The 16,231-nt window shown below is 41.8% G+C and carries 14 protein-coding genes; 2 read left to right on the top strand and 12 right to left on the bottom strand.

Annotated elements, in window-relative coordinates; genetic code table 11:
• Positions 1–24 precede the first annotated feature (24 nt).
• The 12 genes from N8A86_RS09220 to N8A86_RS09275 all read right to left on the bottom strand — a co-directional run bounded on the left by N8A86_RS09220 (position 25) and on the right by N8A86_RS09275 (position 14,093).
• A complete protein-coding gene (locus N8A86_RS09220) occupies positions 25–1,320 on the bottom strand; it encodes a Kelch repeat-containing protein (protein WP_273568790.1) in 1,296 nt (431 codons plus the stop codon).
• 69 nt (positions 1,321–1,389) lie between these two features.
• Positions 1,390–1,968: a collagen-like triple helix repeat-containing protein gene (locus N8A86_RS09225; protein ID WP_273568791.1), complete on the bottom strand. Its 579-nt coding sequence runs from the start codon at positions 1,966–1,968 to the stop codon at positions 1,390–1,392.
• 71 nt (positions 1,969–2,039) lie between these two features.
• The gene (locus N8A86_RS09230; RefSeq protein ID WP_273568792.1) at positions 2,040–2,720 is read right to left on the bottom strand and encodes a hypothetical protein; all 681 of its coding nucleotides are present in this window, start codon (positions 2,718–2,720) and stop codon (positions 2,040–2,042) included.
• Positions 2,721–2,826: 106 nt separating this feature from the next.
• Positions 2,827–3,414, bottom strand: a complete 588-nt coding sequence (locus N8A86_RS09235) for a hypothetical protein (protein ID WP_273568793.1) — start codon at positions 3,412–3,414, stop codon at positions 2,827–2,829.
• 112 nt (positions 3,415–3,526) lie between these two features.
• Entirely contained in the window at positions 3,527–4,078 is a 552-nt protein-coding gene (locus N8A86_RS09240) for a hypothetical protein (protein ID WP_273568794.1), read from the bottom strand.
• A gap of 106 nt (positions 4,079–4,184) precedes the next feature.
• Positions 4,185–8,081 (bottom strand): hybrid sensor histidine kinase/response regulator transcription factor, encoded by a 3,897-nt coding sequence (locus tag N8A86_RS09245; RefSeq protein WP_273568795.1) that lies wholly within the window; start codon positions 8,079–8,081, stop codon positions 4,185–4,187.
• Positions 8,082–8,271: 190 nt separating this feature from the next.
• Positions 8,272–8,910: a hypothetical protein gene (locus N8A86_RS09250; RefSeq protein WP_273568796.1), complete on the bottom strand. Its 639-nt coding sequence runs from the start codon at positions 8,908–8,910 to the stop codon at positions 8,272–8,274.
• A gap of 2 nt (positions 8,911–8,912) precedes the next feature.
• Entirely contained in the window at positions 8,913–9,119 is a 207-nt protein-coding gene (locus N8A86_RS09255) for a hypothetical protein (RefSeq protein ID WP_273568797.1), read from the bottom strand.
• A 62-nt stretch (positions 9,120–9,181) separates the two neighbouring features.
• Entirely contained in the window at positions 9,182–9,421 is a 240-nt protein-coding gene (locus tag N8A86_RS09260) for a hypothetical protein (RefSeq protein WP_273568798.1), read from the bottom strand.
• Entirely contained in the window at positions 9,418–9,969 is a 552-nt protein-coding gene (locus N8A86_RS09265; RefSeq protein ID WP_273568799.1) for a hypothetical protein, read from the bottom strand. Before N8A86_RS09265 ends, N8A86_RS09260 begins: the two co-directional genes overlap by 4 nt.
• A gap of 105 nt (positions 9,970–10,074) precedes the next feature.
• Positions 10,075–12,249 (bottom strand): hybrid sensor histidine kinase/response regulator transcription factor, encoded by a 2,175-nt coding sequence (locus N8A86_RS09270; RefSeq protein WP_273568800.1) that lies wholly within the window; start codon positions 12,247–12,249, stop codon positions 10,075–10,077.
• Positions 12,240–14,093, bottom strand: a complete 1,854-nt coding sequence (locus N8A86_RS09275) for a ligand-binding sensor domain-containing protein (RefSeq protein WP_273568801.1) — start codon at positions 14,091–14,093, stop codon at positions 12,240–12,242. Before N8A86_RS09275 ends, N8A86_RS09270 begins: the two co-directional genes overlap by 10 nt.
• Positions 14,094–14,338: 245 nt before the next feature.
• On the opposite strand from N8A86_RS09275, the gene N8A86_RS09280 reads away from it, so the two are divergent.
• Entirely contained in the window at positions 14,339–15,229 is an 891-nt protein-coding gene (locus tag N8A86_RS09280) for a RimK family alpha-L-glutamate ligase (RefSeq protein ID WP_273568802.1), read from the top strand.
• Positions 15,207–16,178: a succinylglutamate desuccinylase/aspartoacylase family protein gene (locus N8A86_RS09285; protein WP_273568803.1), complete on the top strand. Its 972-nt coding sequence runs from the start codon at positions 15,207–15,209 to the stop codon at positions 16,176–16,178. Before N8A86_RS09280 ends, N8A86_RS09285 begins: the two co-directional genes overlap by 23 nt.
• Positions 16,179–16,231 lie beyond the last annotated feature (53 nt).

Consider the following 16,231-nt stretch of genomic DNA (forward strand, 5'->3'; position numbering starts at 1 on the left):
ACTATTTTAATTTTTAGTTGCTGATTAATCCAAGGGCCATACCTCACTTTTAGCGCTGTTACTGCTGGTAAGAATTTCTTCTCCAATGACCCAGATCTTGTTATGGTGAACAACGGCAGTGTTAGGAGGTCTTCTTTCCAAAAAAAGACCTGAAACAGGTGCTTGTGCCCAATGGGTCCCATCATGACTATACCATACCTCATTTTCGAAAGGGGCCTCACCTTGGTTACCTAATCCTCCAATAATCCATATTTTGTTATCAAAGACCGCTGCTGCATGCCAACCCCTTTCTGAGAACTCGGCTGATTTTGTGGCTTGTGTCCAATGAACACCATCGGTACTTGACCAAACCTCATTCCTTTTACCTCCGGATTCAAATTCCCCGCCAATCACCCACATTTTATCATCAAAAATGACTGAAGCATGGCGACTTACCACCGAGAATTCTGCGGAGGCTGTGGCCATTTGCCATTCAAAACCGTTACTACTATACCAAACATCGTTTTTGAAACCGTTCGCATCTTTCCCGCCAATCACCCACATTTTGTTGTCATAAACCAAAGTAGAATGACCTTTCCTTCCAGAAAAAGAGGCATTATCGGTTGCCTCGTCCCAATTGATACCATCGGCACTATACCATACGTCGTTTTTCTTTTCCCCTACCATTTGTCCTCCAATAACCCATATCTTATTGTCAAAAACAGCCGAGGTATGAAGAATTCTGTCGGAAAAGGCAGCGTCCTTTGTTGCTTCTACCCAAGTAGCGCCATCACTGCTGTACCAGACATCACTTATAAGATTTTCAGTAACAGGATCTTCTCCGCCGATGATCCACATTCTATTGTCGTGAACCACAGAAGTATGTTGCGATCTTGGCGCAAAATCCGCTATGGGAGTTACAGGCTCTTCAGGGATGTTTAGACTACGTATTGAGAACTTCTGTATAGCACTTTGCGAAGTTTTTCCGTCAACATCCTTGGCAACGACCTTCCAATAATAGTCCGTCAGCAGGTGCAGCCTATCGCCAATTTCAAATGAAGTATCATTAATGTCGCCTTGAAATAAGGTGGTCGGGTTTACCTCGGTTCCCAAATAAAGATCATAGGTAACCTCGCTCCCCTTGGGATTTTTGGCAGATTCCCAACTTAGTGTTGGGGTCACCTCTACACCTTTTGCTCCATCCGCCACCTCGGTCAATTCAAAACTTAAGGGAGGCTCATTTTGAAGGGCGATTACCATGGGAGCGCTGTCATCCGAGCTGGAACAAGATGCGATAACAAAGACCAGATAAAGGGTACAAATTTTGTAGGTGCTTTTCATTATTTTTTAAGTTTTAGAATGTGGGAGAAATGAACCCTCCACAAGTTTTCAAGCGAAGGGTTTTATAATCTAATCCGGAATATCAAAGTGTGCTGCGATTTCTTCATAGGTCATTTTTGAGAAATCAATTGTAGCCGATTTGCCGCTAACTGGCATTCCGTAGGGGATGACCACATACCTGAACATACTTAGTTCTGGAGTGCCCAATACCTGATTGTTGGTCTCCCTTATCATAATTTTCAAAGTGCCCGGCTCGTCAACGGCGACCAAATAACTCTCAATGGTCGAAGTATTAAAGCGAGTTGTCGGCAATAGGGAAAATTGCCCGCCGGTCGTTTTGCCATAGGCCAAGACCAGTCCGGTATCGATGATCTCTTGGGTTATTTCGGGGGCATCGATAAAAAATTCGGCATAATCATCGTTTACAATGCCCCAATCGGCTTCGTACCAAAGGGAATAGATGATATTTACCGATCCTGTTTCCCCTTTTTCACCAGTTGCCCCGTTCAGGCCGTCTAGGCCATCGGCACCTGTTGGACCTTGCGGCCCAATGGGGCCGATCGGCCCGTCTTTTGTGCAGGCATATATAAGGCTTGCCACCAACAAGAAGCTAAAAAATCGCTTAATCAATTTGATCCTTGTTTTCATACCATTTTTTTAAGTTTTTGAATCTGAGGAAACCAACCCTCCACAAGTTTTCAAGCGTAGGGTTTTATGCCCTATTCCGGAATATTAAAGTGTGCTGCTATTTCTTCGTAACTCATTTTGGTATAGTCGGCCGAGGAAGCAGATTTTCCAGCGGAGGGAACGCCGCCCGGAATAGCTACCCAACGATATTGTTCGATGTAGGTTCCATCTCCAGCTGCGCCGGCGTCAAGCGATTCGACCGTAATTCGAAGGGTATCACCATTTAAGATCAAAAAGGAATAGATTTGTTGTCTTGTCCCTGAAAAGGTAATTGGTAATTGGTAGACGTAAGTTTCAAAAGGCGCTATGACTATTCTTCTTCCAAATACAAGTACGACTCCTTCACTTAAGACGGAAAATGTGCCATCAGGAAAGTCTACGTCAAATGAATCGTTCGGTAGGCCAATGGCATTGCCGAGTTCGGTATTGAACCAATTTGAATAAATGACATTCGCTGTGCCGGTTTCGCCCTGTTCCCCTGGGGATCCGTCCTGCCCGTCCGCTCCGGTTGGCCCTTCATTCCCTTCATTCCCTTGCGGCCCTGATGGTCCAGGTTCGCCAGTCTCCCCTTGAGGCCCTGCAGGCCCTTGTTCGCCTTGGGCCCCTTGTGGACCGATGGCTCCATCTTGGCCGTCTTTTGAACAAGCCAGCAGAAGAAATGTAATAAAGAATAGACAAAAAAAACTGCGGATAAATCTTATTTCTGTTTTCATAACTAATTATCTTTTAGAATTAATACTTTACAAAAAGGGGGAATATCAATAGACCTTTAAATTTGGGTCTTGAAAGAATTGCGACGAAAGGGAAGACGGTACTTTCTCAATCTTGAATACCAAAATGTGCGGCTAGCTCCTCGTAGGTCATTTTATAGTAGTTTATAGAAGATGCTGCTTTGCCACTTGTGGGGTTGCCCCCGGGTATGATGACATATCTAAATGCATCATCTATGAATAAATTGTCCAGGTCATCTCCATTAATTTCAGAAACACTAATTTCTAGGCTACCTGGGTCATCAAAAGTGAAATGATACGACTCATCTGTTGAAGTATTGTGCAAAGTAACGGGTAAAGCAAAAACTTGCCCATCGCTATCTCTGCCATATACAAGAATAGCCCCGGAATCAATAACTTCCTGAGTGATTTCAGGAGCATCTATTGAAAAATTGGCATTTTCGGTAGCTATTGGCTCATTAAACCCCGATGTTATCCAAGGTGAAAAGATTACGTTTGCCGTACCTGTTTCACCATCAGCCCCATCAGAACCTTGCGGTCCGGCCGGACCTTGTTCGCCCTGTGGCCCTTGTGGGCCGATTGCACCATCATTGCCGTCTTTAGAGCAGGCCGTTATTAGGCATGCGATAAAAAGAACACTAAAAAGTCTTTTTGCAATTTTCATTCTTGTTCTCATAACTATAAATTTTTAATGATTACGATTTTATACTATTGGGCTTTTGCCCATTTTTGGGGTTTGTTTTATTTTTAAAAATATGTAGTGCTTCGTGTATGTTGGTCTGGACTCTTTATTCAGTAATGTTGAAGTAATCGGCAAGTTCATGATAGGTCATCTTTTGATAATCTTGCATTTTACCTGATTTAAGCGGCAATAGTTTTTCGCTGGGAACAATTACAACCCTGAATTCAGCGCCCGCCGATGGACGAAAGAAAATATCTTGTAATCCGGACAGGTCCAAGGATGTTACCCTCAAGCGGGGTATAATTCCAAGCGCAACAGGGATAAATTCTATTATATAACTTTCTGCATCTTGGGGCATGGTCACTGGTAGAGGAAAAATATTGTTTCTCCTACCATAAACCAGGATGAGGTCTTTCTCTAAATCCAGATAACTGTTTTTGATAAGGGGCAGATTCCAGATTTCAGAGCTGTTCAAACTACTATTTGGAAATTGGGAGGTAATCCATTTTGAGTAAAGCACAGTGCTGTTTCCCTTTTTCTTTGTTTCGAAAGTCAAAAACGTTCCTTCCTCGATTTCTTCTGGTTGCGTTTCTTCTTTGGAGCAAGAGAGCGTTAAAATCAATATAGATATACCTGATATGAGTCTGATAATTTTCATGGCAATTGAATTTTAAATGGATTAATAACCCAAATGTATTCACGAACAAAATGAAAGAACTTCAGATATGTAACAAAGTACTTCTGAAATGTAACAAGAGGCATATTTAGCTTTCCTGAAGGGATTGTAAGTATTCCGAAGGGGTTTTTTTATAGGTCTCCTTAAAGCAGGTCATAAAATAAGAAGGGGTATTAAAACCCGTGGAGTATGCCACTTCATTTATGGTGATATCGGAGGTCTGCAGTAGTTGTTTAGCCAGTTGCAATCGTTGCGACCGTATGAATGCCGAGGTAGATAGGCCGGTATACGTCAATAACTTTCTATGCAACTGCATCCGGCTCATCCCGGCTTTTCGACTAAAGGCCTCGGAATTGAAGGAAGGGTCGGGGAGGTCTTCGTCTAAAATTTCCTGAATTTTGATTAGAAAAACTTCATCCGTGGGAGTAACAGCTACATCCTTAGGTCTCAAAAGGAATTCTTTGCCATACCGGTTTCTCAACGCTCTTCGAGTAGCTATCAAATTGGAAATACGCTGTTCTAAGATCCGCATTTTAAAAGGCTTGGTAATAAAGTCATCAGCTCCCGAAGCCAGACCCTTCAGTTCATTTTCTTCACTGGTACTTGCAGTCAACAAGATAATGGGTATATGACTCGTTCTTTCATCGGTCTTTAACCTATTGCACAATTGTATGCCATTGTACAATGGCATTCGTATATCGGATAAAATAATATCGGGTACCTCTGAAAGCGATATGGCTAGTCCTTCTTTCCCGTTTTCAGCTTCAAGCACGCAATATTCTTTTTGTAATGCTTGTTTCACAAAAGTGCGTATTTCCGTATTGTCCTCTACAATTAATAGGATAGGAAGATTTTCATTTGGTGCCGGTTTGTCTTTCGGATGAAGGTTCGAGGATTTATGCAAAACGGGAACATCTAAAAGAGTATCGTTTTTTATAACAATATCCTCATCTTCAAAGGTACCACGACCCAAAGGAAGGCTTACGCAGAAATGAATGATTTCGTTTGTTTCTAGCTTCGCTTCAATGTGCCCGCTGTAAAGTCTGACAAGATCCTTTACCAATGACAATCCTACGCCCATGCCCTCGTAAGATGAATCCCCTTGATAGAACCTTGTGAATAATTTTTCGATTTGTAGCGCCGACCTATCCCGCACGGTATTTTTTAGGTGGATTTCAACACAATTTCCAACCCGTTCCGCGATGAAGGAACAAATTCCATGCTCTGGGGCATATTTGAAGGCGTTGGAAAGTAAATTGGTAATTATTTTTTCCAGGATGTCCTCGTCGTACCACACCTTACCGATTTCTCCAACATGAAAAGAATACCGAAGCTGCCGTTGTTCCGCCTTGTATTCAAAAGCTTGGCATATAAGATGCAGAAACAGGTCTAAGTTGCCTTCGATGATCTGTAAACGAAGTTTACCGTTCTCCAAAGTTGCCAACTGCAATAGCTGATCTACTAAACAGGTCAGTCGTGTAGCATTTCGTTGAACCGTTGAAAGATCAATGTAGGCTTGATCAGAAATAGTTCCGTCCCTTAGCCTTTTCTCAATGGGCCCCGCAATTAGTGTCAAAGGGGTTTTGAACTCGTGTGCTATATCTGTATATACTTTTGATCTAAAATCGTTTAACTGTTTCAATCGCTCGGCTTCCTCTACTTTCAATCTCAGATTGAACCGCATCTTCCATCTCCATTTTAAATAGCGATAAATCCCCCATAGGGAGGCTATGAAAAGCAATATATATATGGCTTTGGCAATTTGACTAAGGTACCAAGGAGGGGCAATGTATATCTCAAGGCTGGCTATGTTTTTGTTGTTCGGAATACCGTCATAGAGTGACTTCACTTTGAGGGTATGTTTTCCATACGCAACTTTGGTAAAATAAGCTGTTTGCAAATCGGTTTTTTTCCAAGGGTCATTGTCAAGCGTATAACTGAATCCGATTTTTTCTGGGGCAATAAAATCCATTGCTGAGAAACTAACCGAGAAATCGTTTTGGGAGGACTCTAAGTTGACGCCATCCAAAAAAGGAATTTGTGATGGGGTAAAAGAAGTGTTGGCAGAGGCACTATTCACCTGAAAGTTTGTAATATTGGGAAAAGTGGAATCTTCTTTCGCGAAGGGCTTTGATAAATCTATTTGTTGCACTCCTGCGTCTGTACCCAATAACATATTTTTTCCCATTTCATCAAAGTGCCCCGAACCGTATAAAAATGCATTGGAGATTAATCCGTCATTGGTGGTAAAATGACGCAACGTTTCTTCTTTTTCGCGGTAAACATAAATTCCGTCATTTATGGTAGTGATCCAAAGGTTCTGGTCACTGTCCTTATTTAATACCATTACCTTTTTGTCAAAGAGACTTCCTTGATACCGCAATCTGCAAAAGTTATCAGTTTCCTCTACGTATTTTGCCACACCAATGTCGGTTCCAAACCACAATTGACCTTGATGGTCTTCTTCGACCGTAATAATAATATTGGAGGTTAGCGAAGTGTCGTCTTCACTTATATTCCTATAATTAATGAGCTGCGGAGAACTTGATTCGGGGTGGCTATTTGAAATATTTTCAATCTTATAAATGCCATCACCGGACGTAATAACCCATAATCGGTCTTTTTTATCTAAGTAAATATTGATGATCTGTATCTGGCCAACGTTAATTCCCTCATCCAAAGGGACGAGGTCAAAGACTTGTTTTTGCTTATCATATATGTATAGGCCGTCCCAAGTGCCAACCCATAATCTTCCCTTACGATCAGTGGTTATGCCGAATACGCCTTCAATTGTATCTGGACTTATTGGTAGTAAAAGTGTGTCGAGAGGTCGGTTATTCCAGATGCTTAATATTTCCGTTCCATATGTTCCTGCAAAAATCGTATCTCCGACCGCGATTACCGACTGAATTGATTTGTCCTCGATAATCGAAGTGATTTGGCCTTCGTTAACACTGAATAATCCGCCAAGTCCTCCTATGTAGAGGTTTTCACTTTGCTTTAAAATGGATCTGGCATGTAGTGCTATCGTTTCGGATAAAAAGGAAGCATTATATTTCTTTTCTTTTAGTAATCCCTTGTCTGTTCCGACCCATAAAGTTCCTTGTCGATCTAAAAAAATAGATTCAATTTTTTGAGTCCGGGTATCGAAATCGATGGGCACTTCGGTTAATTGAAACAAGGAGGGATTAAATTTGAACAAGCTGGTCCGTGAGGCCATAAAATAATCACTTTTTCCGTTTGATGTGAAGTGGATGATGGCATCTTCCAATTCAATTTCTTCCACAATCGCTTGATCCTTGAAAAGGAGAAGCCTGTCTTGAAATCCGACCAGAGTACCTAGCTCAGGAATGTACTGTAAAAAGTAAATGTCTGAATCAAAGGTTTTTACATGACTAATACTTAAATTATCAAGGTCATACAAAAATAGATGTCGTGTGTCGGACAACCATAGCGAATTATCCATAAAGGCCATGCTAGATAAAAGACCACCAATGCTCAGACCCACCGACTCGTTGCTATTGATATCGTACAAATGAAAACCTTTATCCGAAACACTTAGAACTTGATTTTCTGAAACAGTTTCTACCCTATATGATTGTTTGCCCTGGGTAGGGCGCAGTGAATCTTCTTCAAAATTTAAAAAGGTCATGTCCTTAGCAGAGAATTTCGATATCCCCCCGCCGTAGGTGGCGAGCCAATAGGCGCCATTTTTATCGATGGCAATATCACGAATCCAATTTGCAGCTGGGGACTGTAGTTCTTCCGGCGAATTCCTAATGACTTCGAATTTGTAACCATCATAACGGTGAAGTCCGTCTTGGGTGCCTATCCAAATAAAGCCTAGCGAATCTTGTGTTATGGAGGAAATCCACTCATTAGCGAGGCCATCGCCCAACTTGGCGAAAGCCATTTGCTGACGCTCTTGTGCGATGGCCAAGGCGCAGGAGTAAATAAGAAATGTGAAACCAAAGAATAGGCGCATAGCAGTGTGAAAATTAGGTTCATTGCGATGTTATTTAAAGGCCATCAACAGCATAAATAATGCGATGGCCATCATAGCAACGAAAATCAAATCGGTGCCCTTGATATTCTTGATAATCATGTATTTTGCTTTTTCCATTATCAAAGATTTTATAGTGTTACTTGAATTTGCCACTATTGAAAATTAGTTTTCAGTTCTTCCAAAAGAAATATTTAGCATTGCTGGGCATTTTTGAAACGACCTTATGTTTTTTAGTTTTAAACTGGTCTGTTCCGTAGTTTTCAATAATTTCAGTTTTTATGAAGTTCAACCCAGGTTTAAAATCTAGGTCATATTCTTCCGTAGTCTCCTTTTCTTCTCCCGAGAAGGTTGCTCCTGTTCGTTTTTCAAAGACCCTCGTCGTACAGGCATTTTCGGTATAGGCCCAATACAAACGATATCCTTTATGCCCCCGATGTAAACAGCACGGAGCGGCCATATTGTATGCAACCTCAATGGCATTGCCCATATAGAGATGCCCTATAATTTTGTCTTTTTGCATGACCGGCAGGCTGAAATGGGAACGAAAAGGGGTATTGGGATTTGAATGCTCGATTTTTTCACGATCGATAGTGTGCATTTCAGGAATGAGCAGTTTTTCTATGGTACCATTGGTAGGAATATTATTAGGTAAATTATTGAGGTTTACTTGGCCCGTACCGCTGATATTACAGACCACAATTCCCGAAAGCACTATATTTGCGGCTCCGAACTTCCAACCGATCATTTTGCAGTTGGTATCGCTAGCCGTTGCATTGCGCCAGTAGAAATCACGATTGCTTTCCTTCACCGCTATCGCTTTTTCTTTTTCCTTTTTTGCTCCTCGCCCATCTCCTTTAGCTGATCTATAAAGCCTTCCATTCCGGCTTCGTTCATCAAACTATCCAGCATCTTTTCCATTTTTTCTTCCTGACTTATTTTTTCTTCCTCCGTCTGACCGTTGACGACGAATGAGAATAACACCAATAGACAAGAGGCCAAGATTATTTTCATTTTCATTTTTCTTGTATTTTATGGTTGCTCAATGGATATAGGATTATAGATTTCTAGCTATTGTATTTTTAACACCAACTCTCCCTTTTTTTAGAAATTACTTTGGCCTTGGCATTCCCCAGATCGAACGGGTCGTCTGGCGAAAATTGATCCCCCGGAAAGAATTGATTCCCCGGGAAAAATTGTTTGTTCGTGTACATGATGACGGTGGAACCCCTGACGGGGGTAATCGTATTTTTATTTAGTTCGTAACTGCCTTTGAGCAGGCCTATGTAAAACATGCTGTTGGGATATTCTTTTAGAATCACATCTTTTTCTTTTTTTGAAAGTTCACGAACAACTCCATACTTTTCACGGTTTCCGATTTTTCGTTGACGATAAGTACTACCTTGGTTTGCTTGGTCTTTCTACTCTGTGCGTAGGTTTGGCTTGTTCCAATAAGCACAAAGGCCATGGCGATAAGAATTTTTCCTTTCATCTCGTGGTTTTTGCCGATAATCGTCTTGGGACTGGTACTTTTAATCACACCCTTCTTTGTCAACATCGGCCTGAGCCTCTTTGATTTCCTGATCATATTCTGCTTTGCTAGCCCAGGAACACAGGTGGCCACTCCTTTTAATGCATTTAAATAGTCTTCGGCTGCTGCTTTGTAATTATTACAATTGGCTTCGGTCGGATCGTCTTCATAGGCCTGACCAGCGGCAACTAGGGCATTACTCTCGGTAATTATATTTTCTGACCAAACGCCCCCACCAAAACAACCGCCCAAGGGATTCAAGGGATTATTTTTACTGCACCCAATGCCCAATGTCAACACTAGCGTAATGCAACTGATAAGTAAAAGTTTTGTTCTCATTTTTTATTGTTTACTGATTTCAAAACCAAAATTACCCAAGGGCATTACAAAGACATGCTACATATGTAACAAGGTGTGCAACAGATGTAACATTGGTGAAATTACCTATGTTTGCTTGGATTGAAGATACTCGGTGGGAGTCTTATCGTAGGCCTCTTTAAAACATTTTATGAAATAGGAAGGGGTATTGAAGCCAACGGTATAAGCGACTTCATTAATGGTGGCATCGGAAGTTTCTAAAATATGTACCGCCTGTTTTAGACGTTGCGAACGAATAAAGCCTGTAGTTGATAGGCCTGTAAATGCCAGTAATTTTCTATGCAGTTGCATCCGGCTCATGCCGACCTCTTTACAAAAAATGGCTGCATTGAAGTCAGCATCGGACAAATGTTCATCAAGTACTTTTTGCATCCGATTTAAGAATATTTCGTCGGTAGGGGTAAGGGCAATATCTTTGGCCTTTAGCGTTACTTCTTGACTGTATCGGCTGCGCAACGCTTTTCTGGTTTCAATAAGATTCTCTACTCTTTTTTCAAGAATACGTAGTTTGAACGGTTTGGTTATAAAATCGTCTGCACCCGATTGCAATCCTTTTAGTTCATCTTCCTCGCCCATACCAGCAGTAAGTAGAATAATAGGGATATGACTTGTTCGTTCATCCGTTTTCAATGTGTTGCACAGTTCGATACCACTAAATACGGGCATACGTACATCGGTGACAATCAGGTCGGGTACGATCCGTAACGCTTTGTTCATACCTTCCTTGCCATTCTGTGCCTGAAAGATTTGGTACTTGTTTTTCCATACGGAGACCAAAAATTCACGTACTTCTTTATGGTCTTCCACAATAAGTACAATGGGAAGTTCCTCCACACTCTCATTTTGCTCGGCATCCGCTTGTATATCTATGGTATTGGAAATAGCGGAAACAATCGGCTGTCTTTGGTCAGTATCATCTTTGGTTATTGCTTCATCATCGAACAATTCCTTTTTAACAGGAAGGGTTACCATGAAATGGATTATATTTTCGTCTTCCATTTGTACGGATACCTCTCCCTGATACAATTCCACCAACTCTTTTACCAGAGAAAGCCCGACCCCAGCGCCCTCGGCGTATTCATCCTGTTGGTAGAATCGGTTGAATAATTTGTCCAACTGCATATCGGGAAAATCGTCAACCGAGTTTTTTACGCTGATGCGCACCATACCGTCACCTCGGTCCGTCGCATTAAATTCGCAAGTACCATTCTCAGGGCTATATTTAAAGGCATTGGAAAGTAGGTTGGTCACGATCTTTTCCATGGCGTCTTCATCGTACCAAATGCCTTCCAAAGTATCTGTACGGAAACTAAACTCCATATTCTTTATTTCAGCACGGTATTCAAAGGAACTTGCCAGTGCCCGCAAGAACAGCCCAAGATTTCCTTGTTCGACTTTAAGTTTCAATTTCCCTTTTTCCAATTTGGCCATATGAAGCAACTGGTCGACAAGACCCATTAGACGTGTGGTATTGCGCTTGATCATGCTAAAGTTGGCAAAATCGGAATCAGACAACCTGCCCTCGCCCAATTTCGCATCCACAGGACCCGAAATCAAGGTAAGCGGAGTACGGAACTCATGCGAAATATCAGTGTACAGCTTTGATTTAAAATCGTTCAAGCGTTTAAGGCGTTGTGCCTCTTCCTCTTTTAGTTGTAGGTCCAACTTCATTCGCCATCGCCATTTTAGGTAGCTGTATATCCCAAAGATTATTGCCAGAAACAGTAACGTGTAAATGATTTTTGCGAGTACGGTGAAATACCAGGGAGGGGCTATGACAAAGGCAAAGCTTGCCGGTTTTGGGTTCCATACACCATCATAATTGCTTGATTTTACCTGAAATTCGTATTCCCCAGGAGGCAAAAAGGAATAACGTGCTGAATTGTTGTTCCCTGAACTTATCCACTCATCGTCATAATTTTTTAAACGATACTGATATTGGTTTTTCTCCGGAAGCGAATACTGCAAACTTGAAAAGGAGAAAGATACTGTGTTTTGATCGTGATACAAGCGCACATTGTCATTCATTGATTGTATTTCGTTAGAAACCATAAAACCAGTGATGTCGGTCTTTGGTAGAAATCTATTCTCCTGAATCTCTTCGGGTTTGAACCAATAGAACCCCTCAAGGCCACCGAAATATAAATTGCCATCCAAATCTTTGTGATAGGCACCCGTGTTGAACTCTGTGGCCAACCCTGCATAATTGTTGTAGTTGATAATTGTGGGCGCTACATCCAAGCTGTCTCCGGGGAGAATTTTGAAATCCCTTTATTGGAACTTAACCATAAGTTTCCCTCTTCATCCGGTAAAATACCGTAAATAACATTGTTGGCAAGACCGTCTTCTTCGGTGTAGCTATAAAATTTTTGGGCCACAATGTCAAAGGCATTAAGTCCGCCGCCATTGGTTCCTATCCAAAGGATTCCCTTTGCATCGTAATAAAGAGATTTGATATTGTCGTGTGACAGGGAATTGGACCCTTCTATTTTTCGATGAGCAGTGAATTTTTCCTCGGCCATATTGAATTTGGCAATACCATTCGCTTCGGTGCCTATCCAAAGATTGCCCTTGTCATCGTCGGTAATTACCCTGATATTATTACTTGGCGGACCTCTGTTGCTATCAATTTTGGAGGTATATTTTTTGATTTCGCCCTTTTCCTTATCAAACTGTATGAGCCCCTTTTCCCTTGTTCCTAGCCAAATCCTGTTTTTCTTATCCTTAAAAATGTTCCAGATAGTATTCGCTGACAATGGTATTCTTGATGTGTCATTGTAGTGGTCAAACCGATTTTCTTGTTCGTATATATTCAGCCCTCCCCCTTGTGTGCCGATCCATAGACCATTTTTATCGTCCACCAGCAAACTCATAATTCGGTTAGAGGAAACCGACTTTCCGTTTCTGTTATCCCTCGTGAAGGTTCGCCAACTATTTGATGCGCGTTCATACTGGGTAAGTCCCTTGCCCGAAGTTCCAATCCAAATGGCATCGTCATGGTCGACGGCAATGGAACGGACAACCTCTATACTGATATTTTCGGGGGTCTGATAATCGGTGAGGGAATTGAATTTCTCTAGATACTCATCATAGTAGCTGATGCCCGCCCCATCGGTACCGAACCACAAAGTACCCGAAGAGTCCTCGTAGATGCTCAAAACATCGTTATAGTGCAACGCCCTTGGGTTGTGTTTGTCGGCTTCAAAATGGGTAATCTTGTGCTGTCCGAAATCAATCATATAAAGCCCATTGCCGTAGGTGGCTACCCATAATCTACCTTTTTTGTCGAGGTGTAGGTCAAGAATATTGAGTTGTAACGGTAAGGGGTCCGTAAAAGGCAGTCGGTCAATACGTTGAAAAAAAGGTTGGTCTTTATCGCGAAAATAAAGCCCATCGCCAAAGGTGCCGACCCACTGCCTGCCATCTTCATCAAAAAGGATATCGCTAAAATTTGTACGTATAGGTTCGTCGTACATAGTTTTAGGAACGATAGTAGAAACCTTGGTCGTTTTGGGGTCTATTTCGAGAATTTTCGCTTCCGTCGTTAAGAGAATCTGCCCTGATGGTGCTTGGGCAATGTTGAAAATAACTCCCAATATTTCGGATGGTGGCATTATCTGCTTCGGAGTTTCCGAATCTTTCCCTAAACAGAAAAGACCGCTGGAGTATGTGCCTATCCATAGGTTTAGACTTTCATCCTGAAAAAGTACACTGGCATCATCAATACCCGAAAGCGGTTCAAAGGCGATGGAATCGGGATTAAACTTATATGGAACCTTATCTATGGGGATAATCCAAAGTCGCCCTTGCTTATCGGAATATACCTTGCCCAAATTGCTATAATCTGGTTTGGTAACATCGTCAAACGTAAAGTGAAATTTAGAAAACTTTCGCCCATCATATTTATTAAGACCGTCTTGGGTAGCGATCCATAGATAACCGGTACTGTCTTGAGCAATCGAAATGGCACTGTTCTGTGAAAGGCCTTCTTTAACCGAGAGTTGCCTAAAAGGAATCTGTGATTGTGAAAATGAATCTGTTAACGGGTACAACAAAAGAATCCCCAGGGAAATCAGTTTGTACAAATACATTCCGATTTTCCGACAAATATGATTTTTTGATTTGAAGTCCGATACTGCCATAGCCATAAAATGGGTATCACCTACACTCTTAGTAAGATAACAAACTCAGATGAGAATGACCTTAGGGAAATATATTATTTTAGACGGAAAGGAATACAATGAAAACGTAAAATTTGATCAAAACAAGGTGACCTATGATTTTTTTGACCGATATTCATACCAATATTTAACACTGACCAAATTTTAAAATGGATATCGGCCTTCTTTCCGTAAGCATGAACGTTTATTCTACCCGTAGAATAGCAGAAGAGGCCGAAAAACTGGGCCATTATATCGAACTGATCGACCATACCAAATGTTCGGTCAAATTGGGAGCCGACAAGCCTAGGATTTATCTCAAAGACGAGGATATCACCCAAGAGTTCGACGCGATAATACCCAGAATCGGGAGTAAAGTAACCCGACATGGGGCCGCCATTGTAAAACAGTTCGAGATGAACGGGGTATTTAGTACCGCTCGCTCATTGAGCATCACGCGCGCTCGTAACAAGGTTCGCACGCTGCAGATTATGGCCCGAAAGGGCATTCCGATTCCTGAGACGCTTTTTTCCATAAATCCCGACAACATTGAGGAACAGATAAAGTTATTGGGAGGTACACCGGTTATTATCAAATTACAGGAAGGCACCCAAGGGCTGGGGGTGATTCTGGCCGAGACCAAAAAATCGGCAAAATCGATTATCGATACCTTTTATAAGATGGATACCAGTATTCTCATTCAAAGGTACATTGAGGAAAGTAACGGTGAGGATATCCGGATTTTTGTAGTGGGCAATAAGATCGTTGCGAGTATGAAGCGCAAAAGCGGATTGGATGAATTCCGAAGCAATGTTCATCGTGGCGGCAGTACGGAAGCCGTAAAGTTGTCCGCCAAAGAACAGTTCATTGCCTTGAACGCAACGAAACATATTGGACTTGGAGTGGCGGGAGTCGATTTAATTCGATCTAAAAAGGGGCCTTTATTGATAGAAGTCAATGCTTCCCCTGGCCTACAGGGCATTGAGGCGGCCACGGGAGTGAATATTGCCAGGGAAATTATTTTATTTGTAGAACGGAATGGTCGAAAAAGAAGAAAATAGTGACATTGCAATTGGCGGCGAGACTGTTAAACCGGGCGAGACCAAACTTTTAAAGATCAGTATTGACCGTTTGCCCACGGGAACCCTCATCGATATTCCTGTTTACGTGTTCAATGCCAAAAAACCGGGGCCAACACTTTTGGTACAGGCGGGCCTCCATGGCGACGAAATAAACGGTATTGAAATCGTACGGCGTATGTTGGCCGAAAAAAGGTTCAATATTGAGAAAGGAGCTGTCATTGCGGTTCCCATTCTCAATATCTTCGGGTTCATCCATTTTTCAAGGGATGTGCCCGATGGAAAGGATGTAAATCGCAGTTTTCCGGGAACAAAAAAAGGCTCTATGGCGAGTAGGATCGCCTATCACTACATTTCGGAAATATTGCCACAAATAGATTTCGGCATCGATCTGCACACCGGGGGCGGGCAGCTGAACAATTTCGCCCAAATACGCTATACAAAAAACGACGAGCGAAGTCAACTTTTGGCAGAAATATTCAATGCGCCTTTTTCCTTTTCCTCCAGACTTATCAAAGGGTCTTTTCGCAACGTTACTTACCGAGCGGGAATCCCCAGCATCGTCTTCGAGGGCGGTGAAAGTATGCGCTTCGATGATTATTCCATTTTGGAGGGCATGCAGGGTATTTTGAATGTGATGAAACATTTTAAAATGATTTCTGAAATAGAACCTCAGTATATCGAGCGTTTCAAGACTATTCCACTTACTGATAGAAAATGGATACGGGCTTCTACGGCAGGGATGTTCATTCCCCACATTACCAATGGAAGCGAGATAAAAAAAGGACAGATTTTAGGTATTATCTCCGATACCTATGCCAAACAGACAAAAAATATCAAAGCTCCCTCAGACGGATTTGTTATTTGTGTGAACCATCAAGCGGTCGTTAATCAAGGGGATGCTTTATTTCATGTAGGTGTCCGTTCTTAGAATTTGTAAAATGGAATAAGGTCAATACGTATTTCTTTCGATTTTCGTTATAG

This window comes from Maribacter halichondriae, assembly GCF_027474825.1.
Classification (GTDB): Bacteria; Bacteroidota; Bacteroidia; order Flavobacteriales; family Flavobacteriaceae; genus Meishania; species Meishania halichondriae.

Coding starts and splice junctions, on each gene's coding strand:
- N8A86_RS09220 (WP_273568790.1), bottom strand. CDS start 1,320: ATGAAAAGCACCTACAAAATTTGTACCCTTTATCTGGTCTTTGTTATC.
- N8A86_RS09225 (WP_273568791.1), bottom strand. CDS start 1,968: ATGAAAACAAGGATCAAATTGATTAAGCGATTTTTTAGCTTCTTGTTG.
- N8A86_RS09230 (WP_273568792.1), bottom strand. CDS start 2,720: ATGAAAACAGAAATAAGATTTATCCGCAGTTTTTTTTGTCTATTCTTT.
- N8A86_RS09235 (WP_273568793.1), bottom strand. CDS start 3,414: ATGAGAACAAGAATGAAAATTGCAAAAAGACTTTTTAGTGTTCTTTTT.
- N8A86_RS09240 (WP_273568794.1), bottom strand. CDS start 4,078: ATGAAAATTATCAGACTCATATCAGGTATATCTATATTGATTTTAACG.
- N8A86_RS09245 (WP_273568795.1), bottom strand. CDS start 8,081: ATGCGCCTATTCTTTGGTTTCACATTTCTTATTTACTCCTGCGCCTTG.
- N8A86_RS09255 (WP_273568797.1), bottom strand. CDS start 9,119: ATGAAAATGAAAATAATCTTGGCCTCTTGTCTATTGGTGTTATTCTCA.
- N8A86_RS09265 (WP_273568799.1), bottom strand. CDS start 9,969: ATGAGAACAAAACTTTTACTTATCAGTTGCATTACGCTAGTGTTGACA.
- N8A86_RS09280 (WP_273568802.1), top strand. CDS start 14,339: ATGGATATCGGCCTTCTTTCCGTAAGCATGAACGTTTATTCTACCCGT.
- N8A86_RS09285 (WP_273568803.1), top strand. CDS start 15,207: ATGGTCGAAAAAGAAGAAAATAGTGACATTGCAATTGGCGGCGAGACT.